The sequence below is a fragment of the Geodermatophilus sp. SYSU D00779 genome (assembly GCF_054050595.1).
In genome coordinates, this window is the sequence record NZ_JBJGZQ010000020.1 from 23,730 (window position 1) to 42,376 (window position 18,647).

At 73.7% G+C, this 18,647-nt stretch carries 18 protein-coding genes; 6 read left to right on the plus strand and 12 right to left on the minus strand.

Annotation, left to right across the window (positions count from 1 at the left end; translation table 11 throughout):
* Window positions 1–43 precede the first annotated feature (43 nt).
* The 3 genes from ACI79G_RS16400 (at window position 44) to ACI79G_RS16410 (ending at window position 2,380) form a co-directional block, all read left to right on the plus strand.
* Window positions 44–1,144, plus strand: coding sequence for a flagellar biosynthesis protein FliA (locus ACI79G_RS16400; protein ID WP_456882181.1), 1,101 nt, complete (start codon window positions 44–46; stop codon window positions 1,142–1,144).
* 136 nt (window positions 1,145–1,280) lie between these two features.
* Window positions 1,281–1,625, plus strand: a complete 345-nt coding sequence (locus ACI79G_RS16405; protein WP_456882182.1) for a hypothetical protein — start codon at window positions 1,281–1,283, stop codon at window positions 1,623–1,625.
* A complete protein-coding gene (locus tag ACI79G_RS16410; protein WP_456882183.1) occupies window positions 1,622–2,380 on the plus strand; it encodes a hypothetical protein in 759 nt (252 codons plus the stop codon). Before ACI79G_RS16405 ends, ACI79G_RS16410 begins: the two co-directional genes overlap by 4 nt.
* Window positions 2,381–2,805: 425 nt before the next feature.
* Here ACI79G_RS16410 and ACI79G_RS16415 read toward each other — a convergent pair whose 3' ends face one another.
* The 6 genes from ACI79G_RS16415 to ACI79G_RS16440 form a co-directional block, all read right to left on the minus strand.
* A complete protein-coding gene (locus ACI79G_RS16415) occupies window positions 2,806–4,842 on the minus strand; it encodes an NlpC/P60 family protein (protein ID WP_456882184.1) in 2,037 nt (678 codons plus the stop codon).
* A 114-nt stretch (window positions 4,843–4,956) separates the two neighbouring features.
* Window positions 4,957–5,217 carry a hypothetical protein gene (locus tag ACI79G_RS16420; protein WP_456882185.1) on the minus strand — a complete coding sequence of 87 codons (261 nt, stop codon included), beginning with the start codon at window positions 5,215–5,217 and terminating at the stop codon, window positions 4,957–4,959.
* A 163-nt stretch (window positions 5,218–5,380) separates the two neighbouring features.
* Window positions 5,381–6,697, minus strand: a complete 1,317-nt coding sequence (locus ACI79G_RS16425) for a citrate synthase (RefSeq protein ID WP_456882186.1) — start codon at window positions 6,695–6,697, stop codon at window positions 5,381–5,383.
* Between the two features lie 11 nt (window positions 6,698–6,708).
* Window positions 6,709–8,103 carry a glycosyltransferase gene (locus ACI79G_RS16430; RefSeq protein ID WP_456882187.1) on the minus strand — a complete coding sequence of 465 codons (1,395 nt, stop codon included), beginning with the start codon at window positions 8,101–8,103 and terminating at the stop codon, window positions 6,709–6,711.
* Complete coding sequence (locus tag ACI79G_RS16435; protein ID WP_456882188.1) at window positions 8,100–9,218, minus strand: DegT/DnrJ/EryC1/StrS family aminotransferase; 1,119 nt, start codon at window positions 9,216–9,218, stop codon at window positions 8,100–8,102. Before ACI79G_RS16435 ends, ACI79G_RS16430 begins: the two co-directional genes overlap by 4 nt.
* A complete protein-coding gene (locus tag ACI79G_RS16440) occupies window positions 9,215–9,667 on the minus strand; it encodes a sugar 3,4-ketoisomerase (RefSeq protein WP_456882189.1) in 453 nt (150 codons plus the stop codon). The genes ACI79G_RS16435 and ACI79G_RS16440 overlap by 4 nt, the downstream gene beginning before the upstream one ends.
* Window positions 9,668–9,852: 185 nt before the next feature.
* Between ACI79G_RS16440 and ACI79G_RS16445 the strand changes: the two genes are divergently transcribed.
* Complete coding sequence (locus tag ACI79G_RS16445) at window positions 9,853–10,707, plus strand: GNAT family N-acetyltransferase (protein WP_456882190.1); 855 nt, start codon at window positions 9,853–9,855, stop codon at window positions 10,705–10,707.
* Window positions 10,708–10,721: 14 nt separating this feature from the next.
* Here ACI79G_RS16445 and ACI79G_RS16450 read toward each other — a convergent pair whose 3' ends face one another.
* From ACI79G_RS16450 to ACI79G_RS16460, 3 genes are all read right to left on the minus strand, one after another.
* Entirely contained in the window at window positions 10,722–11,417 is a 696-nt protein-coding gene (locus ACI79G_RS16450) for an acetyltransferase (protein WP_456882191.1), read from the minus strand.
* 14 nt (window positions 11,418–11,431) lie between these two features.
* On the minus strand, window positions 11,432–12,400 hold the full coding sequence (locus ACI79G_RS16455; RefSeq protein ID WP_456882192.1) for a hypothetical protein: 969 nt from the start codon (window positions 12,398–12,400) through the stop codon (window positions 11,432–11,434).
* Window positions 12,401–12,480: 80 nt separating this feature from the next.
* On the minus strand, window positions 12,481–13,899 hold the full coding sequence (locus tag ACI79G_RS16460) for a class II fumarate hydratase (protein WP_456882193.1): 1,419 nt from the start codon (window positions 13,897–13,899) through the stop codon (window positions 12,481–12,483).
* A gap of 342 nt (window positions 13,900–14,241) precedes the next feature.
* On the opposite strand from ACI79G_RS16460, the gene ACI79G_RS16465 reads away from it, so the two are divergent.
* Window positions 14,242–15,273: a DUF1707 domain-containing protein gene (locus tag ACI79G_RS16465; RefSeq protein WP_456882194.1), complete on the plus strand. Its 1,032-nt coding sequence runs from the start codon at window positions 14,242–14,244 to the stop codon at window positions 15,271–15,273.
* A gap of 105 nt (window positions 15,274–15,378) precedes the next feature.
* On the opposite strand, the gene glpX is transcribed toward ACI79G_RS16465, so the two are convergent.
* Window positions 15,379–16,431 carry a class II fructose-bisphosphatase gene (gene glpX, locus ACI79G_RS16470; protein ID WP_456882195.1) on the minus strand — a complete coding sequence of 351 codons (1,053 nt, stop codon included), beginning with the start codon at window positions 16,429–16,431 and terminating at the stop codon, window positions 15,379–15,381.
* 124 nt (window positions 16,432–16,555) lie between these two features.
* Between glpX and ACI79G_RS16475 the strand changes: the two genes are divergently transcribed.
* Window positions 16,556–17,149, plus strand: a complete 594-nt coding sequence (locus ACI79G_RS16475; RefSeq protein WP_456882196.1) for a DUF4245 domain-containing protein — start codon at window positions 16,556–16,558, stop codon at window positions 17,147–17,149.
* On the opposite strand, the gene ACI79G_RS16480 is transcribed toward ACI79G_RS16475, so the two are convergent.
* Window positions 17,137–17,355, minus strand: coding sequence for an exodeoxyribonuclease VII small subunit (locus tag ACI79G_RS16480; RefSeq protein ID WP_456882197.1), 219 nt, complete (start codon window positions 17,353–17,355; stop codon window positions 17,137–17,139). The genes ACI79G_RS16475 and ACI79G_RS16480 overlap by 13 nt on opposite strands.
* 2 nt (window positions 17,356–17,357) lie before the next feature.
* Window positions 17,358–18,572: an exodeoxyribonuclease VII large subunit gene (xseA, locus tag ACI79G_RS16485; protein ID WP_456882198.1), complete on the minus strand. Its 1,215-nt coding sequence runs from the start codon at window positions 18,570–18,572 to the stop codon at window positions 17,358–17,360.
* Window positions 18,573–18,647 lie beyond the last annotated feature (75 nt).

Here is an 18,647-nt window from a genome sequence, read left to right on the forward strand (position 1 = left end):
TGCAGGGCGGCCGCCGTCTTCCCCACAGCGCCGAGGAGTCCCGGTGAACCACCTCCCTGCCAGCCCCGCCGCCGACACCGCCCCCGCCCGCCCGCGCGAGCCGCTGGTCTTCGGCGGCATCCCCGAGGCCGAGGGCTGGGCGCTGGCGCCCATCACGGCCCGCGACCGGGTGCACTTCCGGACCGACCGCGAACTGCCCCTCGAGGAGTTCCGCCGCGAGCTGCCCGACGGCGCAACGGTCAGCTACGACCAGGGCGAGGGGCTGTACCGCGTCGACGGCGCGTGCGGCACCGCCTCCGTGCTCGCCGAGTGGGTCAAGGCCTGGTGCGCCGGGCGGGGGACGGCGACCGTGGGGCTGCGCGCGGAGACCGACGTCCGCCGCCGCGCGCCGCGCGACCTGCCGCCGGCCTTCCTCGACGAGCTGTGCCGGCACTACCTCCCGGTCAGCCTCAAGCGGCTGCAGCGCAACTCCAGCACGCTGCGGCTGCACGTGCCCGACCCCGACGACCTCACCCAGCAGGTGAGCGAGTGGATCCTCAAGGCGGTCGGCCAGTTCGACGAGGGCAAGGGCGTGCCCTTCGGCGCCTTCCTCGCCACCCAGCTGTCGAAGTGGGTGCACGACCTGGGCCGCAACGCCCACGGCCGCACCGCCGCCGACACCGAGAACAAGCAGCAGAAGGCGCTCGCCGCCTTCCTGGCCGAGCACCAGCGGCGGCCCAGCGAGAAGGAGCTGGCCGCGTACATGGGGCAGAGCGTGGCGACGCTGCGCCGCAACTCGCAGACGGTGGCGACCCTCAACGGGCTGCGCAACCTGCAGTCCCTGGACGGCGTCGGCCCGGACGGCACCGAGATCATGCTGCCGGACACGCACGAGGCGCCGGACGAGATCATGGGCGAGGCCGAGCAGACCCTGCTGTCGCACGCGCTGACCGCGGCGTGCGCGCCGGACCCCGACGCGCGGCCCGACCAGCGGGCCGGGCAGCCCAACGTCCTGGGCTGGGCGACGTGGTACCTGACCACCTGGGGCGGCCGGACGAAGACGCAGCTGTCGGCCGACCTCGGGACCTCGGTGCGCAACATGAACGTGCACGCCGACCGCGTCGAGCGGGCGCTCAGGACGCACCTGGCCGAGCTCGCGGACTGATCCGTCCATCCACGGGAAATCAGGTGGATCCGGGTCGAACGCCGCGCCCGCCTGCCGATACCTCCGGTGTGAGAGAGCGCAGGGGAGCCCGCCGCCACCGTGGTGCAGCGCTCGCCCGGGCCGCGGCGGGTACGCGGTGAGCGCGCTCGCCGCGGGCGGCCCCGCGCCCGACGTCCTGGTCCCGCACTGGCTGACCGCCGCCCAGCGCGAGCAGCTGGCCGCCGTCGTGCGCACCGCCCTCGCGGACGAGTCGCTGCACCCGGTGGCCGCCATCCACCTCACCGACGTGCTGACCGAGCTGCACGTGGCCGCGGCGCGCGACGCCGTGTGGCCCGCGTCCGCGGCCCGCGTGCGCCGCGTGACCGGCTGGGGCGCCGACGTCCTGCCGGTGCGGCTGTCCAACCGGGAGCTCTCCAGCGTGCTGACCCTGCCCGAGCTCGCACCGGCGCTGCGCACGGCGCTGTGCCAGGACCGCCCGTGAGCGGGGGCCTGTTCGCCGGCTCCGGGCTCCTGCAGCGGCTGCGCTCGGTCCCGGTGGCGGTCGCCGACCTGCGGCGGACGGCCGACGAGGTGCTGCCCGCACTGGCCACCGGCCGGCTGCGCATCACGCTCACCGACGACCGCGTCGACGGCCCGGTCGTGGTCCTGGAGGAGGACGAGCGCCGGGTGCGCACGCCGCTGCGCGACCTGGCCGAGGACATGACCGACGCCCGCGTCGGCTCGACGCCCGAGGAGCTCGCCGCAGCGCTGACGGCGTGGGTGCACGACCGGCCGGTCCCCGACGCGGTGGCCGCCGAGACCGGCGTCGCGGTGCTCGACTGGACCGACCGCACCGAGACCGCGGTCGGCTGGCGGGTCGTCGTCCGCCGGGGGGACCGCGCACTGCCGTGGACGCCGTCGTCCGGCCTGGACCGGCGCGCCGTCGAGCGGGTGCGCCTCGGCGCCGGTGAGCGCTCCGCCACCGTCGGCGGGCAGCTGCGGGTGGAGGGCCCGGTGGCCCTGTGGTCGCACCCCGAGGTGCCGGCGTTCGCCTCCGCGGTGCTGGCCGCGCCGCAGCTGCTCCTCGACCGGATCGCCGAGGCCGGCCTGGACGTGCACGACCCGCACGTCGTCGTCACGCCGCACTCGCCGCTGGCCTGTGCCGGTGCCCCCGTCGCCGCACGCCTCGCGGGGGAGACCGGCGAGGCCTGCCAGCGCCTGCCCTGGCGGCAGGTCGCCCGCCTGCGCTGGATCTGAGCCGCTCAGCTCGCTCCCGCTGGGCACGTGCCCGGTGTGGCGAGGCGCTCCTGGACCCAGGCGCCAGCCGTCACCGGTCGGTCCTCCACGTGCGCTGCCCGCTCCAGCCGGCGGTGGACGCCCGACTCGCTGGTCCCGGCCTGGAGACCCATCTGGAACAGGGTGAGACCCCTGCTCCGCATCTCGGTCATCTGTTCGGTGGTGAGGGTCGCCTTCGTCCTGCGACCTGGGGGGCGCGTGATGCCCTGCAGCACTCCCAGCACCACCGTCCGGCCCACACCGGGGCCGCCGCCACGGTGTCCACGGACGGGCTCTCGTCACTCGGGTACAGGTGGCGTGCTCCTGCCTTCTCGGGACCACTCGGGCGACTCGGCATCGTGACCGTCCTCCGCTCGGTTCGAGCGGCTGCGGGGTCTCCGGGCCGCTCAGGTCAGGTGGCCGAACTCCCAGTGCCACGGCTCCGGCTTCTCGCCGCCCTGCCGCGCCCAGTCCGGCTGCACGAACCCGAACCTGCCGGCGTTGGCCGCCATCCAGGCCGACTGCGCGGTGCCGGCGACGTTGATCCCGCCGCACAGGTCCACCGCCAGCGCCCAGCCGTGGTTCGACGTCCCGGGCACCGCGGCGAGCCCCGGCTTGGCGCGGAAGGCGGTGACCTGAGCACCCAGCGACCGGTACGAGTCGGTGATGCACAGCGGGCTGCCGAAGGCCGCGCGGTAGGCGTCGGCCAGGGCCGCGTAGCCGGCCGCGGCGTCGCAGCGCAGCGCGTGGCCGCGGGCGATCGGGCACAGGGCGGTGGTCGGGATCCGGCCGTTCGCCCAGCCACCCCAGGCGGGGCTCACCGGACCGACCGGCGCGGGGGGTGCACCGCACGCGCCACGTCCGGCGGTGCCGGCGGGCAGCGCGGCGTTCGGCTGCGCCGGGGCGGGCAGCGTCACCCGCACCGCGGCGACGCCGTCGGCGACCGGGCGGACGCCGACCTGGTAGCCGGCGGCCGACGCGGCCACGACCTGGCCCTCGCCGAGGTAGATGCCCACGTCGCTGCCGCCGTCGGCGAAGACGAGGTCGCCGACCTGCAGGTGCGCGAGCGGGACGGCGGCGCCGTGCGTCCACTGGTCGCCCGAGGCGGTCGGGATCGCGTACCCGGCGAGCAGCCAGGAGGTGGCCGTCAGACCACCGCAGTCGTAGGCGTCCGGGCCGGTGCCACCGGGCACGTAGGGCTTGCCCAGCTGGGCAAGCGCGGAGCTGACCGCGGCCACCGTCTCGGCCGGCAGCACGGTGACCGGGCGGTTGCCGGCCACGGCCCAGGCGACGCCCGGGACGGGCTGCCCGGTGCCGTCGAGCGCGGGTGACAGGCCCGCCGGCAGCGCCGTCGGGTCGGTGAGGGCAGCCGCGGGCGGCGGCACGATGCCGGCCAGCGCCAGCTCGGTGAGGTGGTCCTGCCAGCGGCGCAGCGCGCGCTGGTTGACCTCCTGCTGGGCGGCGGCGGCCCGGCCGGTGCCCAGGGCGGCCAGCTGGGCGGCCACGTCGGTCCGCAGCCCGCCGACCTCCGTGCGCACCTCGTCGAGGACGGCGGCGGCCTGCGCCTGCACGGTCGCCAGGGCGGCCTCGGCCACCGCCACGCGACGGGTGGCCAGCGTCAGGTCGACCACGGCGCGCTCGGCCCGGACGACGTCGGCCTCGAGGTCCTGCGCGGCGCGCTCGGCGATCGCGGTCAGGTGGAGGACGTCGGGGGCGGTGCCGGCCGCGTGGACGTCGAGCGCCACGAGCGGGGTGCGCGCCTCGACCGGCGACCGGTAGAGCGCGGCGGCGCCCGTCCCCACCGTCGTGCGCGTGGCGGCCACCTGCTGCTGCGCGGACTGCTCCGCGGCGCGGGCCGCCGCCAGCTCGGCCTGCCGGGCGGCGAGGGACTGCTCCAGGCCGCGGTAGCGGGTCGCGGCGTCGAGCATCGTGCTCTGGGCGGCGAGGGCCAGGCCCGTGGTGTCGGTCGGCTCGGCGGCGGTGCCGGGCACCTGGGCGCCGGGGGCCACCAGACCGGCGAGCACCGGCAGCACGAGGCCGAGGGCGGCCAGCGAGAGGCGCGCCCGCCAGCGGCGACCGTCGGCTGCGGGCAGCCAGCGCCGGGCGGGCGCCCGGCGGGCCGAGGGCTTGCGCCGCCGCTCACGGCTGTTGCGGCCCCGGGTGCCGGAGGCCGGACGGCGAGCGGCGGAATTGCCGGACAAGGGGGTTCGGCGGGTCGGCGCAGCGCCGTCCGGAGCGGCGGCGGCGCGGGCGGCGAGCACGGCGCGCAGCGCCTGCGCCTCCTGCGGGGTCAGCGGCGGGCGGGCGGTGGTGCTGCGGGGGGCGGCGGTCCGGCTGCCGGGAGGACGGGTGCCCGTGCGGGGGGCGGTGCCCCGGCCGGCGGTGGGACGACCGGCGGTCGGACGGGCGGTGGTGCGAGGGGCCGACGTGCGTGGTGCGGGCACTGCGGGTCCCCCGGGCTGTCTCGTCCTACGTGGCCGGCTCCGCGGGGTTCCGCGGCGCGCTCAGACCTCGTATCGACGGGGCGGGGGAGTCCCCGGAGGCAGGGGGAGGCGGTCTCACCCCTCCGGGGGAGGGTGATCCGCAGGTGGCACCCGATCGGCGTACACGCCCGCCGGCGGGGCGGTGCGCTCGGCCGGCGGCCACCAGGCGCCGTGGTGGTGCTCGAGCGGGATGCGCAGTTCCTCGCCGTCGTCGGTGGAGACGACCAGCTCCACCCGGCTCACCCGGCGGCCGGTGCCGCCCACCTGCACCGCTCCACCCGTCGCCAGCGGCACGGGGGGCAGCACCAGGTCGTCCTCGGGTGGGGGCTCGGCCATGGGACTCCCTCCGGGGCGGTGGTGCGACGGACGTGGCGGCCCCATGCTGCCGGAGACGCCGAGGTCCCGTCGTCCGGGGGCGGACGACGGGACCTCGGGGACAGGATCCCGCTGCCCCCACCGCTCGCAGGCTCGCGGCGGGACCCTGCAGCGGGGCCGGGCTTCAGCGCCGGTCGATCGGCACGAACGCGCGCTCGGTCTCCCCGGTGTAGACCTGCCGGGGACGGCCGATCTTGGTGGCCGGGTCGTTGATCATCTCGCGCCACTGGGCGATCCAGCCGGGCAGCCGGCCGAGGGCGAAGAGGACGGTGAACATCCGCGTCGGGAAGCCCATCGCCCGGTAGATCAGGCCGGTGTAGAAGTCGACGTTCGGGTAGAGCTTGCGCTCGACGAAGTAGTCGTCGGAGAGGGCGATCTCCTCGAGCTGCTGCGCCAGGTCGAGCAGCTCGTTGTTGCCGCCGAGCTTCGCGAGCACCTGGTCCGCGGTCTTCTTCACGATCGCGGCGCGCGGGTCGTAGTTCTTGTAGACCCGGTGCCCGAAGCCCATCAGCTTGACGCCGGGCTCCCGCTTCTTCACCCGTTCGACGAACGCCGGGATGTCCCCACCCTCGCGCTGGATCGACTCGAGCATCTCCAGCACCGACTGGTTGGCCCCACCGTGCAGCGGGCCGAACAGGGCGTTGATGCCGGCCGACACCGAGGCGAACAGGTTGGCCTGCGAGGAGCCGACCAGCCGCACGGTCGACGTCGAGCAGTTCTGCTCGTGGTCGGCGTGCAACACGAACAGCATGTCCAGCGCGGCGGCGAGCTCCGGGTCGACCTCGTAGGGCTCGGCGGGGAAGCCGAAGGTCATCCGCAGGAAGTTCTCCACCAGGCCCAGCGAGTTGTCCGGGTAGAGGAACGGCTGGCCGACCGACTTCTTGTAGGCGTAGGCCGCGATCGTGGGCAGCTTGGCCAGCAGCCGATGCGTGGAGATCTCGACCTGCTGCGGGTCGAACGGGTCCAGGGAGTCCTGGTAGAAGGTCGACAGGGCGCTGACCGCGGAGGAGAGCACCGGCATCGGGTGCGCATCCCGCGGGAAGCCCTTGAAGAACTGCTTGAGGTCCTCGTGCAGCAGCGTGTGCCGCCGCAGCCGGGAGTCGAAGTCGGCCAGCTGCTCGGCCGTCGGCAGCTCGCCGTAGATCAGCAGGTAGCTGACCTCTACGAAGCTGGCGTTCTCGGCGAGCTGGTCGATCGGGTAGCCGCGGTAGCGCAGGATCCCGGCGTCACCGTCGATGTAGGTGATCGCCGAGGTGCATGCCGCGGTGTTGACGAAGCCGATGTCCAGCGCGACCTGCCCGGTCGTCGCCAGCAGCTTGCCTGTGTCCAGTCCGTCCGCACCCTCCGTGGCCGGGACCACGCGTAGGGGCAGTTCTCCACCGGGATAGCGCAGGGACACGTCGGCGTTGCCGGTCGCGGGTGCGCTCGCTGTCTCGCTCATCAGTTAGGACGCTACTCAGCTACTAGCGAGTAGTGCTCGTCACCCCGGCTCTGCGGAGCGTGTGAGGGAAGCGGGGACCACGTCTCCGAGCGAGGACGGGCCACGTCGAAGGTCCAGACCGCGTCCGCAAGGCTCCGGTGCCAGGTGTGTCCACGAGGTGCCACGGCCAACCAGGGCTCGGACAGCAGTACCGCCGGGTCGTCGACCGGGACCAGGTCCAGGTCGATCTCGGGGCCGGTGGACAGGGCATCCTCCACGAGGGGCACGATCCTGGCTGCGTCGGCCGGCCGCACGGCCAGGACCAGACGCTCGGCCGCTCCAGCGGCCGCGACGTCGCGCAACGCCTCCACCGTCGCTGTGACCTCGATGGGGTCCAAGGCGACCGTGGCCAGCGCGAAGGAACGGGTCTGTCCCCAGACGTCGAGCTCTTGCTCGAACCGGCCCAGGACGGCTTGCCCGTGGGCCCGGTCGGTCAGCGGTCGCGTCAGACGCGTGTCATTGGCCGTCTGCAACTCGATCAGCCGGGCTGTCGCGAGGTGGATCGCCTCGAGAGCCCGGGTGCAGTCGGGTGAGTCGAGGAAGGCCGCGTGCACCTGGGCCGCTGTGATGAGGACCTGTGCATGGGCCCTGCGCTGCTGGGTGGGATCGAGAACGAAACCCTGCCGTCGTCCCCAGTCGACGAGAGATGGCCAGTCGCGGATGCCTCCTGCCATGATCCGCGGGTCGTACGAGGTCTGGTTCGGGTGGCGCCGAAACGAGCTGAGGACCTCGGGCGTGTAGAAGGCGTGCCCCCGCGCGAGCAGCCGCAACCACAGCGCGACATCACCGTTGGCAGCCAGTCGGCGCCCGTCGATCTGCCACAGCGTTGCGGCATCAACGTCGACGCGGCGGAAGAGAACGGTGGTCAACTCGCCGATGACGTTGGCGCAGTTCTCGAGGACCAGGTCGCCCAGTGCGCGGCCTTCGATGAGGCCCGGACGGTCGGCCAGTTGTGGGAACTGGTGGCCGGCCACCGGCTGGCCGTCCTCGCCGATCAGCTCACGGCGAGAGAAGGCCATGGACGTGCCGGGCGACGCCTCCATCCCCCGCACCAGGGTACGAACGCAGTTCGGGGCGAGGACGTCGTCGTGCAGGAGGAACTTGATGAATTCGCCACGGGCGGCCTGGAACAGCTGCTTCGGGTTCTCGAAGGCCCCGATGTTGTCCGGATGACGGATGACTCGCACCCGTGGGTCAGCGGCTGCGAAGGCAGCGAGGATCTCGGGCGTGCCATCGGTCGACGCGTCGTCGCCGACGATCACCTCTATGTTCCGGTGTGTCTGTGCCAGGGCGGAGCAGAGAGCGGCATCGATGAAGCGCTCACCGTTGTAGGTGGGTACGAGGATGCTGACGAGAGGCTCACTCACGAGCGGAACTCCCTGATCGCGTCGATGACGATGTCCTGGTCCTGCTCGGACAGGTGCGGTCCCATTGGGAGGCTGAGCACCTCGCGGGCAAGCGCGTCGGCTCCCGGCAGGTGTCGGCCGGCCAGCGGGGTCCCGGCGAAGGCCGGCTGCCGGTGGGGCGGGACGGGGTAGTGAACGCCGGTCTCCACGCCGGCTGCGGTCAGGTGCGCACGCAGTGCCTCCCGGTAGCGAGTGCGCACGACGTAGAGGTGCCACACGGGGCTGCTTCCAGCGGCGGTCGCTGGCAGGACGAGATCGGTATCGGCCAGCGCCTCGTCGTAGCGGCGGGCCAGATGCACCCGGCGGGCGTTGAACTCCTCGAGCCGACGCAATTTCACCGACAGCAGCGCGGCCTGTAGCTCGTCGAGGCGGGAGTTCCACCCGATCTCGTCGTTGACGTACTTCTCAGTCGACCCGTAGTTGCGCAGCGACCGCAGCCGCCGCGCCACGTCCGGTCGCGACGTCGTCACCGCACCACCGTCGCCGACTGCGCCGAGGTTCTTGCCGGGGTAGAAGCTCCAAGCCGTGGCGTCGGTGAGGCCGCCGACCGGTCGGCCGCGGTAGGTGGCGCCGTGGGCCTGCGCGGCATCGTCCAGCACCACGAGTCCGTGCCGACGAGCGAGGTGGAGCAGCGGGTCGAGATCGACCGGGTGCCCGTAGAGGTGGACCGGTAGTAGGGCCCGGGTCTGCGGCCCCACGGCCGCCGCGACGGCATCGACCTCCCAGACCCCGGTGACGGGGGACACGTCGACCGGCACGGGCACCGCGCCGGCGTGCACGACCGCGAGCCAGGTGGCGATGAAGGTGTGCGATGGCACCAGGACTTCGTCGCCGGTGCCGATACCGAGGGCCCGCAGCCCCAGGACGAGCGCGTCCAGGCCGCTGGCCACCCCGACGGCGTGGCCGGCGCCGACGGCCGCCGCCCACCGCTCTTCGAAGGTGGACAGCTCGGGACCCAGCAGGACCCGATCGCTGTGCAGCACGCGCAGCGCGGCGTGGTCCAACTCCTCCTGCAACTCGGCGTGCAGCGCCCGCAAGTTCAGGAACGGGACGACGGTGGTGATGGAGGCGCTCACCGCGGCATCCCTTCGGCGGCGGCCCGGGCGCGCAGGAACTCCGAGTAGTCGCGGTAGTAGTCGTCCTCCTCGTACCGCTGGGAGGCCAGGACCAAGCAGACGCTGCCGCTGGAGAAGTTGCCGAGCTCCCGCCAGGTCAGCCGTGGCATGTAAAGCCCGTAGTAGGAGCGGTTGAGGTGGAAGCGGGCGGTCTCCGTCCCGTCGTCGACGATGACGTCGAAGCTCCCCGCGACAGCGATGAGCACCTGCTCGAGCTCCCGGTGCGCGTGCCCCCCTCGTGACTCACCGCCTGGCACGTCGTAGAGGTAGTACACGCGGGCGATGTCGAAGGGGACCTGGGAGCGCCCCTCGAGGAAGGTCAGGTTGCCTCGCGGGTCGGTGACCCGGGGGAGGTCGACGATCCGGCAGCCGGCCCCGGTGCCCTGGGGCGTTGGGTTCCAGTCGGTCACCCGGCGTCCAGGTGCCGGGGAACGCCGGTCGGTGAGGGTGTCGAACGGGGACGTCACTCCTCGTCCATCGGCAGAGTGGAGGATGGATGGAACGGGCCTCGAGGGACAGGAGCGAGCCAGTGGGGGAGCAGGTGCTGGGGGGCGGACTCCTTTTCTGTGATGCGCGGTTCCACGATCTCAACGAGGTGCCGGCGGACGCCCGCTGGCGCTACGAGCACCGGCGCGAGGGCCGGTTGGTCGGAGTCCTGGACGGAGTTGTGACCGATGGCGTCCTCCTCTGTGGGCACAGGGCGCCCTTCGGGGGACCCGACCTGGTCCGCGACGACCCGACGGTGGAGGACCTGCTGGGTCTCGTGGACGGCGCGCTGGCCGCCATGCGGGCCGACGACGTCCACTCGGTGCGTCTCCGTGCACGGCCCCCGGTGTACTCGGCTGCCGAACCCCTGCTGGAGTACGTCCTGCTGTACCGCGGCTTCGCGGTCGAGCACTGCGACGTGAATCAGCACCTGGACCTGCGGCCGCTGCAGGCTGGTGTGGACCCGCTGTCGCTGTTCAAGCGCAAGCGGTCTTACGTCCGCGCTGCCCTCGCCGGCGACTACGAGCTCGTGGAGGTGACCGGCGGCGAGGACCTCACGACGCTGCACCGCATCCTGGCCGCCAATCGAGCAGCTCACGGGCGACCACCGGGGCTGCCGCGGGACTACCTCGAGCGGGTGCGGCAGGCCTTCCCCGACAGGGTGCGGCTGTTGCTGCTGCGCCAGGGGGCTCGGCCGGTCGCCTCCGCCGTCGTCTATCGGGTGCTCTCCGACATCGACCTGCTGGTGGCCTGGGGCGACGCCGAGCACGACCTCGAGCGCTCGCCGATGGACCTGCTGGCACACCTGCTGACGACCGCCTCGCTGGAGCGCGGGGCACGCCTGTTCGACCTCGGACCCTCGAGCGAGAAGGACGGCACGCCCAACGTCGGCCTGATCAACTTCAAGCGCAGCGTCGGCGCGGTGCCCGGCACCCGCAAGGTGTTCAGTCGGTCACTGGACTGAGCGCGTCCGGCCGGTCAACGGAACTCGTCCGGGACCTTGAAGGAGTCGAACGCATCCCCACCTGTGGGTTTGGCGGGGTTGCCGACGTACACGCCACGAGGCGGGAGGTCCTTGACGACGACGGCCCCCGCGCCGACCACCGAGTCCGCGCCGATCGACAGCCCGTCGCCGACCGAGGCGTTCACACCCATGAACGTCGAGGAACCAACCCGGCAGAAGCCGGATATCACCACGTGCGAGGCGATGAACACGTGGTCCTCAATCACCGTCTGGTGACCGACGTGGTTACCGCTCCACAGGATCACGTCGTCGCCAACTCGAACCCGGTGCTGGAGGACGTTGTTCTCGAAGATGAACGAATTCTCCCCGACGGTCACGTTCCGCCAGACGAAGGCATGGGGGCTGATGAATGAGGCGCAGGTGTAGCCCTGGTCCTTCACCGAGCGGAACAGCCGCGCCCGTGCCCGGTTGAGCCAGGTCGAAGTGAGGGCGACGAAGGTCTCCACATGTGTCGGCGGATGGGTCTCGAGCAGATGCTCGAACGGCACCACCGGGACACCGTCTTCCCGTTGGGCGACCTTCGGGGTCAGGTAGCGCTGCTCGACGGCGAAGGCGACCACCTCGCGGTCGGAGTCCACGGTGAAGTACTCGTATGCGATGTCGGCAGTCTCGCCTGCGCCGACGATGACGATCGGCTTGCGCTGAGCCACGGCGTCCCTTCCGGTCAGGGCAACAGCGGCAGCTGCCGGCGCAGGACGGCCACGCCGAACCCGTCGCGGCCGTAGCCGTTGCCGTTGTAGAAGAGGAAGGTCCCGGCCGGGGTGGTGACCACCGCCGGGTAGGCCATCATCTCCGAGTCCCAGCCGGTGGGACCCACGTCGAGGCCGAGGCGGCCGTCGTGGCGCCGCCAGCGTCGGCCGTCCCTCGAGTCGGCGAAGGTCAGCCGGTAGATGGTCTCCTCAGTGCCAGCGCCGAAGAACATGCGGTAGCCGCCCTCGAGGGGGACGACGTAGGGCCGGCCGACGCGGTGCTCGTCCGGGGCGCCCAGCGGCACGGCGACGTCACCGGATGAGGGGAACTGCAGGCCGTCGGGGGAGTCCATCTGCCGGATGTCGTAGACCGGCAGTAGCTTGGTGCGGCCCTGCCGGAAGAAGTGTCCCGCGCCATACCAGGCCCGCCAGCCGGTGTGGCCGGAGGGCAGGATCGAGTGCACGACCCGGAACAGTCGCTCGTCCGCGCTGGTCCGCAGCAGCGGGGTGTCTCGCAGCCGAGTGAACTGCTCGGTGCTGTCGCCACGGGACGCGGCCACGCCGGAGAAGACCCGGAACCGCTCGCCTGGACCGGCGGGAGGCTGGTAGCCGGCGTAGTAGAGGCGTACCTGGTCGCCGACGCGGGCGAGCGCAGCGGGCACGACGCCAGCGGCGTCGAAGCTGCCGGAGGGGCCAGCCCTGAGCGCCGGCGCGCCGGCCTCAGCGAGCACTCTGCGCGGGTCGTCCAGGGCCAGGTCCACCCACCAGACACTGCTGGCCCCTTCGGCGTCCCGGCAGCCGGCGAACACGCGGATCCGGTCGTCGAGGACGAGAGGAGTGGGCTGGAGCGCGCCGTTCAGGCCGCTCGCCTCTGGGGCGGTCCAAACAAGCCCCAGCTTCTCCCACTGCATGGACTCCGACTCGGGGCTCGGAGGTAACGCCACGGGACGAACCTACTACGGGGCGTCCTCACCGACCCGCCCGTGCGGTGCATGGGCGAGTCGGCCGGCGCTGCCCGGGGCGATCAGGGGTGGGTCATCGAGAGGACGTCGAGGGCCTCGTCGAGCTGCTGCTCGGTGAGCTTGCCCTGCTCGACGTAGCCGCGCTCCACCACGACCTGACGGATCGTCTTCTGCTCGGCCAGCGACTGCTTGGCGACCTTCGCCGCCTCCTCGTAGCCGATGTACTTGTTCAGCGGTGTCACGATCGACGGCGAGGACTCCGCGTACTCCCGGCAGCGGTCGACGTTGGCGACGATCCCGTCGACGCAGCGGTCGGCCAGGATCCGGCTCACGTTGGCCAGGAGCCGGATCGACTCCAGCACGTTGCGCGCCATCAGCGGCAGCGTGACGTTGAGCTCGAAGACGCCCGTGGTGCCGGCGAACGTGACGGCGGCGTCGTTGCCGATCACCTGGGCGGCCACCTGGATGACCGCCTCCGGGATCACCGGGTTCACCTTGCCGGGCATGATCGAGCTGCCCGGCTGCAGGTCCGGCAGCTGGATCTCGCCGAGGCCGGTGCGCGGGCCGGAGCCCATCCACCGCAGGTCGTTGGCGATCTTCACCAGGCCGACGGCGATGGTCTTGAGCTGCCCGGAGCCCTCGACCAGCGCGTCGCGCGAGCTCTGCGCCTCGAAGTGGTTGCGCGCCTCGGTCAGCGGCAGGTCCAGCTCGCCGGCGAGCCGCTCGATGATGGCGGCGGCGAAGCCGGGCGGGGTGTTGATGCCCGTGCCGACGGCGGTGCCGCCCAGCGGCAGCTCGCCGATCCGCGGCAGGGAGGCCTGCAGCCGCTCGATGCCGTAGCGCACCGCCGCGGCGTACCCGCCGAACTCCTGACCGAGGGTGACCGGGGTGGCGTCCATCAGGTGGGTGCGCCCGCTCTTCACCACCTCGGCGAACTCCTCGGCCTTGCGCTCCAGCGATCCGGCCAGGTGCTCCAGTGCGGGGACGAGGTCGCGCACGATGGCCTTCGTCGCCGCGACGTGGATCGCCGACGGGAAGACGTCGTTGGACGACTGCGAGGCGTTGACGTGGTCGTTGGGGTGCACCGGTGAGCCGAGCGCCTCGGTGGCGAGGGTCGCGACGACCTCGTTGGTGTTCATGTTGCTCGACGTCCCCGAGCCGGTCTGGAAGACGTCGATGGGGAAGTGCTCGTCCCACTCGCCGCGGGCGACGGAGGCGGCGGCGGTGCCGATGGCGTCGGCGGTCTCCTGCGGCAGGACGCCGAGGGAGGCGTTGACGGCGGCGGCCGCGCCCTTGATGGCGGCCAGCGCGGCGATCAGCTCCCGCTCGATGGGCGTGCCGGAGATCGGGAAGTTCTCGACGGCGCGCTGCGTCTGCGCCCGCCACTTCGCCCACGCGGGGACCCGGACCTCGCCCATGGAGTCGTGCTCGATGCGGTAGTCGGCGCCGTCCTGCGCGGCGACCTGGGTCTCAGCGGGCATTGCAGCGGCTCCCGGTGTTCGTTGGTGACAGTGCTCCGACCCAGGACCCTAGATGCCCGCGAGGTCACGGTCCGGACCGCTCCGACGGGGGAGCGGCCGGGGCGGCGAGGGCGCACCCGGCATGGGAGGTCCGTCCTGGTCGGAGGAGAGCGCACGTCCCGGCCGCAGCAGCCGTCCGACGCCGTCCCGCTCGGGGTGGGGACGCCGACCCCGGCCTGGACGCCGCCGGCCCCCGAGTGGCCGGCGCAGGCGCCGGCCCGGCCCAGGCCCGCCCCCCGGCCCCCGGGACGGTGCCCGCCGTTCCACCCCGGCCGCACGGGCAGCCCGGTCGCGGCGGCCGCGGTGCTCTCCGTCGGGGTCCTCCTCGCCGCGCGGGTCTCGGCGCTGCTGCTCTCCTCCGTGCTCGCCGGCCGGGCGGAGGAGGTCGCCCGCGGCATCGGCAGCGGGCTGGGCGAGTCGATGACCGAGCAGACCGGGGTACTGCTGGGCGACGGCAGCACCTGCGGGGGCCGGGTCGAGCCGCTCACCGTCGCCTACTCCACCGAGCTGGACCGAGGGAGGACCCCCTGCCCCCACCGCTCGCAGGCTCGCGGCGGGTCCCTGCAGGGGGCCGCCGCCGTCCTCCGCCCTGTGCGGCTCAGGACGGGATCGGCGGGCGGCGGCTCGGCTACGGTCGGTCGCGTGGAGCCCGACGCCGTCCCCGCCCGGCCCGTCGTCCGCGCCTCGGACGCCGACCGCGAGGCCACGGTGACGCGCCTGCAGGGGGCGGTCGCCGAGGGGCGGATCGACCTGACCGAGTTCGGCGAGCGGGTCGAGGCCGCCTATGCCGCAGCTACGCACGACGACCTCGCCGCGCTCGTCGCCGACCTGCCGCCGGACGCCCCACCCCCGGTCGAGATCGTCGGCACGCGCGTCCCCGAGGAGCTCAACACCGTCTTCGGCGACGTGGAGCTGGCCGGCCCGAACCCGCCTCGGCGGGTGAGCACCGTCTTCGGTGACGTCCGGCTGGACCTGCGCGGCCTGCGCACCGACGTCGACCGCCTCGAGATCAGCCTGGGCACGGTGTTCGGCGACGTCGACGTGGTCGTCGCCGAGGGGGTGGCCGCCGAGCTGCAGGGCCGCACTGTCTTCGGCGACCGCAGGACGCAGCTGGCCCCGGTGCCGCGGCTGGCCGGCACACCGCGGATCGTCGTCCGCGCCCGCAGCGTGTTCGGCGACCTGCGGCTGCGCAGCCTGGCACCGGGGGAGTCGGCGAGCCGGTGGCGGGCCGTGGTCGACCGCCTCGCCGCCCGCCACCTGACGCCGCCGCCACCTCCACCGCCCCTGCCGCCGATCCCCCCGCCGCCGACCCCGCCACCCCTGCCCCCTCGCTGACGCGCCGGCCCGTCGTCCCGAGTGGTCCGCGCAGGGACGACGCTGCGGCTCCGCTCGGCCGGGGGGCGGCACTGGCCGCGGTGCGGTCCGGACGACCGCGGGAACTCAGCCCTCGGAGCGGTCGAAGGGCACCGCGGAGTAGGCGCGCAGCTTCTCCAGCGAGTGCAGGCTGTCGATCAGCCGGATCGTGCCGGACTTCGAGCGCATGACCAGCGACTGCGTCGTGCACCCGCCGGACCGGTACTGGACGCCGCGCAGCAGCTCGCCGTCGGTGATGCCGGTGGCCACGAAGAAGACGTCGCCGCGCACCAGGTCGTCGATCTGCAGCACCCGGTCGAGGTCGTGGCCGGCGTCGAGGGCCTTCTGCCGCTCGTCGTCGTCCTTGGGCCACAGCTTGCCCTGCAGCGCACCGCCCATGCACTTCAGGGCGCAGGCGGCGATGATGCCCTCCGGCGTGCCACCGATGCCCATGAGCAGGTCGACGCCGGTGCCCTCGCGCGCGGCGGCGATCGCGCCGGCGACGTCGCCGTCGGTGATGAACTTGATCCGGGCGCCGGCCTCCCGCACCTCGTGGACAAGCTGGTCGTGGCGGGGGCGGTCGAGGATGCAGACCGTGACGTCGCCAACGGAGCTGTGCTTGGCCTTGGCGACCCGGCGGATGTTCTCGGCGACCGGCGCGGTGATGTCGACGACGTCGGCCGCGGCCGGGCCGACCGCGATCTTCTCCATGTAGAAGACCGCCGACGGGTCGTACATCGCACCGCGGTCGGCGACCGCCATGACCGCGATGGCGTTGGGCATGCCCTTGGCCATGAGGGTGGTGCCGTCCACCGGGTCGACCGCGACGTCGCACTCGGGGCCGTTGCCGTCACCGACCTGCTCGCCGTTGAAGAGCATCGGGGCCTGGTCCTTCTCGCCCTCCCCGATGACGACGACGCCCTTCATGCTCACCGTGCCGATGAGGGCGCGCATCGCGTCGACCGCTGCGCCGTCGCCGCCGTTCTTGTCCCCGCGGCCCACCCAGCGGCCGGCGGCCATCGCACCGGCCTCGGTGACCCGCACCAGTTCCAGGGCGAGGTTGCGGTCGGGGGCCGGGCGGTCGGCGCGGAAGTCGCTTCCACCGTGGGTCGCTCGGCCGTCGGGCAGGGGCAGGGACACGGGGACCTCCTGTGGCAGGGCCCCCTCCTCCCCACCCGTCGCTAGCTCGGGGCGGTGCCCGGGAGGGGGCCGCGGGCGTTGGTAGGCGGCGGGGTGGGGCGATGAGTCCTGTCATCCTAGGGGGGTGAGCTCAGCCGGTCCGACCAGTCAGCCTCCCGCGCAGGCGCCCTCGCCGGCGATCGAGCGGGCCAACCGCCTGAGCGCGGCCAACATGCTGCGCTCGCTCGGCCCGCTGGTGCTGATCTGCCTGGCGCTGGTGGGCTGGATGTCGTTCAAGCAGTCCGACGTCGACCCCGTCCGCGAGGTCGACCCGGCCAGCACGGTGCAGCTGGCCGCCGCCCGCGCGGGCTACCCCGTGGTCGCCCCGGAGGGCCTGCCCGACGGTTACCGCCCGACCAGCGCCCGCACCGACGCCGGTGACGCGGACGCCGGCGACCCGGTGACCCTGGAGATCGGCTACCTCACCCCGTCGGCGGAGTACGCCGGCTTCGTGGTCAGCGACGACGCGCGGGTGAGCGCGGTGGACGACGTCCTGGGCGGCGCGCAGGAGCAGGGCACCGTCGACCTCGACGGCCAGACCTGGACCCGGGGGACGACGGAGCGCGGCGAGACGGTGCTGTCCCGCACCGACGGCGACGTCACCGTGCTGGTCACCGGGTCGGCTCCCGACGACGAGCTGGAGGTCGTCGCCGGGGCGGTGCGGCCCTACTCGGGCTGATCCCCAGGGGTCGCGGCGGCGAGGCGCTCGCGGGCCCGGTCCAGCCAGTGCTGGCACAGCTCGGCCAGCTGCTCGCCGCGCTCCCACAGGGCGAGCGACTCCTCGAGGGTGAGCCCGCCGGCCTCCAGCCGCCGGACGACGTCGGCGAGTTCCTCGCGGGCCTGCTCGTAGGTGGTCGTCGGCTGCTCGTCCGGCTTCGCGCTCACGGTCACCCATCCTCCCTGGCCACGCGCACCGGCAGCCGGCCGCCCGCCACCCGCACCGACAGCCGCTCGTCGTCGGCCACCTCGCCCGGCTCCCGGACGAGGGAGCCGTCGGCCCGCTGGACGACGGCGTAGCCGCGCTGCAGCGTCGCGGCGGGGGAGAGCGCGGCGACCCGGGCGCGGGCGTGCTCGAGGTCGCGCTCGGCGCCCTCCAGCCGGTGCACCAGGGTCCGGCGGGCACGGGTGCGCAGCTGCTCGACGTCGTCGGCCCGGCCGTGCAGCAGCCGCTGCGGGTCGGCCAGCACCGGGCGGCTACGGACGCTCTCCAGCCACCGTTCCTGCTGCTCCAGCCGGGTGCCCAACAGGTGCCGGGCCCGGGCGCGCAGCCCGTCGACCAGCCGGCGCTGCTCCCCGATCTCGGGCACCACGCGGTGCGCGGCGTCGGTGGGCGTGGCGGCCCGGACGTCGGCGGCGTGGTCGACCAGCGTCGTGTCGGTCTCGTGGCCGACGGCGGTCACCACCGGTGTCCGGCAGGCGGCGATGGCGCGGACCAGGCCCTCGTCGGAGAAGGGCAGCAGGTCCTCGACCGAGCCGCCGCCGCGGGCGACGACGATGACCTCGACCTCGGGGTCCCGGTCGAGCCGCTGCAGCCCCTCGATGACCGACGCGGCGGCCGACGGCCCCTGCACCAGGCTGTGGTGGACGGCGAACCGGATGGCGGGCCAGCGCCGGCGCGCGGTGACCAGGACGTCGCGCTCGGCGGCGCTGTCCCGCCCGGTGACCACCCCGACGACGGCGGGGGCGAACGGCAGCGGCCGCTTGCGGGCGGCGTCGAAGAGTCCCTCGGCGGCCAGCAGCCGGCGGATCCGCTCGATGCGGGCCAGCAGCTCGCCGAGGCCGACAGCGCGGATCTCGGTCGCGCGCAGCGAGAAGGACCCGCGGGCGATGTAGTAGTCCGGCCGCGCCCGCACGATGACGCGGGCGCCCTCGGTCAGCTCCAGGCCGGGACGGTCGGCGACGTCCCGGCTGCAGGTGACCGGCACCGACAGGTCGGCGGCCGGGTCGCGCAGGGTCAGGAACACCGTCGCCGCGCCGCGCCGGGACAGCTGGGCGATCTGCCCCTCGACCCAGACCTCACCCAGCCGGCCGATCCACTCGGCGACCTTGCGGGCCACCGTGCGGACCGGCCAGGGGGCTTCCGGCGTGGAGGGGGAGGTCACCCCCCGAGCGTGCCAAACGGCTCCGACGCCCCGGAGAGCTGCCCGGGCGGTCCCGTCCTGATCGTGCGGGAGGGC

Excerpts from the sequence above, each read along its gene's own strand:
- ACI79G_RS16420 (WP_456882185.1), bottom strand. The coding sequence starts at position 5,217 with ATGGCCGAGCCCCCACCCGAGGACGACCTGGTGCTGCCCCCCGTGCCG.
- ACI79G_RS16425 (WP_456882186.1), bottom strand. The coding sequence starts at position 6,697 with ATGAGCGAGACAGCGAGCGCACCCGCGACCGGCAACGCCGACGTGTCC.
- ACI79G_RS16460 (WP_456882193.1), bottom strand. The coding sequence starts at position 13,899 with ATGCCCGCTGAGACCCAGGTCGCCGCGCAGGACGGCGCCGACTACCGC.